2 protein-coding genes are annotated in these 2977 nt (G+C 72.2%); both read left to right on the top strand.

From position 1 onward, the window contains the following. The first annotated feature begins 247 nt into the window (after positions 1–247). Positions 248–1594, top strand: coding sequence for a nitrate/nitrite transporter (locus ACFW9D_RS38300; RefSeq protein ID WP_384630094.1), 1347 nt, complete (start codon positions 248–250; stop codon positions 1592–1594). Between the two features lie 105 nt (positions 1595–1699). Then, complete coding sequence (locus ACFW9D_RS38305) at positions 1700–2860, top strand: uroporphyrinogen-III synthase (protein ID WP_384630096.1); 1161 nt, start codon at positions 1700–1702, stop codon at positions 2858–2860. Positions 2861–2977: the final 117 nt, after the last annotated feature.

The raw sequence follows: 2977 nt of genomic DNA on the forward strand, positions 1-2977 counted from the left end.
GCAGACGCTTCGCGTCGCATTTCCCCGTTGAGGCGCAGCCTCATCAGGGGCGCGGGGAACTGCGCGAGAAGCCCCACCGGCCCGCGGTGGTGCACGAGACCGGAACACTCGGCGCCGGGGACTCACGTCCCGGCACCCCGGAGGGTGAGCGCAACGTTCCAGGCCGGTCACCTCATCGCGCACCGCGCGGAAACGCCGGGTTCCTACCTTCAGGACACATCAGCCGGACGTGACCTGGAGGCACAGCATGCGCAGGCGTTGGATCGAGGGGTGGGATCCGGAGGACACGGGGTTCTGGGAGGCGTCGGGCGCCAAGGTCGCCCGGCGCAATCTGGCGTTCTCGATCCTCTCCGAGCACATCGGTTTCTCCGTGTGGACCCTGTGGTCGGTGATGGTGCTGTTCATGGGGCCCGAGTACGGGATCGACCCGGCGGGGAAGTTCTTCCTCGTGTCGACGGCGACGCTCGTCGGCGCGTTCGTCCGCGTCCCGTACACCTTTGCCGTCGCCCTGTTCGGCGGACGGAACTGGACGGTGATCGCGGCGAGCCTGCTGCTCGTGCCGTCCGTCGCCGCGTTCGCGGTGATGGAACCGGGGACCTCGTACGGGACGTTCCTGGTGTGCGCGGCGCTCACGGGGATCGGCGGCGGGAACTTCGCCTCCTCCATGACCAACATCAACTCCTTCTTCCCGATGCGGAAGAAGGGCTGGGCGCTGGGTCTGAACGCGGGCGGCGGCAACATCGGGGTGCCCGTTGTGCAGCTCATCGCGCTCGCGGTGATCGGCGCGGGCGGCGGCCCGCGCGTGCTGCTCGGCGTCTACATCCCGCTGATCGTCGTCTCGGCGGTGTGCGCGGCCCTGTTCATGGACAACCTGGCGACCGTGAAGAACGACACCGGGGCCGCCAAGGAGGCGGTCAGGGACATCCACACGTGGATCATGTCGTTCCTGTACGTCGGGACGTTCGGGTCGTTCATCGGGTACTCGTTCGCCTTCGGGCTGGTGCTGCAGACCCAGTTCGGACGGACCCCGCTGCAGGCCGCCGGGGTCACCTTCATCGGCCCGCTGCTCGGCTCCCTCATCCGGCCCGTCGGCGGCCGGCTCGCCGACCGGTTCGGCGGGGCCCGCATCACGCTGTGGAACTTCGTGGCGATGGCCGCGGCGACCGGCGTGGTGATCGTGGCGTCGGTGCGGGCGTCGCTGGTGCTGTTCACCGCCGCGTTCATCGTGGTGTTCGTGCTCAGCGGACTCGGCAACGGATCCACGTACAAGATGATCCCGGGCATCTTCCGCGCGAAGGCGCTCGGCATGGGGCTCGCGGGCGAGGAGGCCGACGCGTACGGGCGGCGGCTGTCCGGGGCGTCCATGGGGCTCATCGGAGCCGTCGGGGCGCTCGGCGGCCTCGGCATCAACCTCGCCTTCCGCCAGTCCTTCCTCAGCGCCGGCACCGGCACGGGGGCGTTCGTGTCCTTCCTCGTCTTCTACGCCGTCTGCTTCGGTGTGACGTGGGCCGTATACCTTCGGCGCTCGGCCACCCGTACGGTGGCGGCACCGGCCACCGGTACGAAGCCGCAGCTCAGCTACGCGGAGGTGTGAGGTAACACGGACGCAATGACGCCGATCCTGACCTGACACGGAGCGTTGACAGGCTCGGCACACATGGTGGGAACGGGACGACCGTCGAGCGGGACGAGAAGCAACATGGACGAGGAACAGCAGACGGCCGCCGGTACGGGGCCGGAGCCGCAGCCGGAGCAGGCGCACGGGCCGCTCGCCGGGTTCACCGTGGGCGTCACCGCGGCCCGCCGCGCCGACGAGCTGGGCGCCCTGCTGCGGCGCCGCGGAGCCGCCGTGCTGCACGCGCCCGCCCTGCGGATCGTGCCGCTCTCCGACGACAGCGAACTCCTCGCCGCGACGAAGGAGTTGCTCGCCCACGCGCCGGACGTCGTGGTCGCCACGACCGCGATCGGGTTCCGCGGCTGGGTCGAGGCCGCCGACGGCTGGGGCCTGGGCGAGGAGCTCCTCGCCCGGCTGCGCGGGGTCGAGGTGCTGGCCCGCGGGCCCAAGGTGAAGGGGGCGATCCGCGCCGCCGGGCTCACGGAGGAGTGGTCGCCGTCCTCCGAGTCGATGGCCGAGGTCCTCGAACGGCTGCTCGCCGAGGGCGTCGACGGGCGGCGGGTGGCCGTGCAGCTGCACGGGGAACCGCTGCCCGGGTTCGTCGAGGCGCTGCGGGAGGCCGGGGCCGAGGTGGTGGGCGTGCCCGTGTACCGGTGGCTGCCGCCGGAGGACCTCGGGCCCGTGGACCGGCTGCTCGACGCGACCGTCGCCCGGAGCGTGGACGCGCTGACGTTCACGTCCGCGCCGGCGGCCGTGTCCCTGCTGGAACGCGCCGAGGTACGGGGACTGCTCCCCGAGGTGCTGTCGGCGCTGCGGCACGACGTCCTGCCGGCGTGCGTCGGGCCCGTGACGGCGCTGGCGCTGCAGGCGCGCGGGGTCGAGACGGTGCAGCCCGAACGGTTCCGGCTCGGGCCGCTCGTCCAGGTGCTGTGCCGGGAACTTCCCGGGCGGGCCCGGGTGTTGCGGCTCGCCGGGCACCGGGTCGAGATCCGGGGGCACGCGGTGCTCGTCGACGGGGAACTGCGGGCCGTGCCGCCGGCCGGTATGGCCCTGCTCGGGGCGCTGGCGCGGCAGCCGGGGTGGGTCGTGTCCCGGGCCGAGCTGCTCTCCGTGCTTCCGGGGGCGGGGCGGGACGAGCACGCCGTCGAGACGGCGATGGCTCGTCTCCGGGCGGCCCTGGGTACGCCCAAGTTGATCCAGACCGTGGTCAAGCGGGGGTATCGGCTGGCAGTGGACGCGCCGTAACTTCGCCGGCCCGTCACCCGACCACCGGCCGGTGGGGATTCTCGCGCAGTTCCCCGCGCCCCTGATGAGGCTGCGCCTCATCGGGGAAATGCGCCCGAAGGGCAGGCATTTCAGGGG

The organism is Streptomyces sp. NPDC059524, from assembly GCF_042749255.1.
In the GTDB taxonomy this organism is placed as follows: Bacteria; Actinomycetota; Actinomycetes; order Streptomycetales; family Streptomycetaceae; genus Streptomyces; species Streptomyces xanthii.

Coding starts and splice junctions, on each gene's coding strand:
- ACFW9D_RS38300 (WP_384630094.1), top strand. CDS start 248: ATGCGCAGGCGTTGGATCGAGGGGTGGGATCCGGAGGACACGGGGTTC.
- ACFW9D_RS38305 (WP_384630096.1), top strand. CDS start 1,700: ATGGACGAGGAACAGCAGACGGCCGCCGGTACGGGGCCGGAGCCGCAG.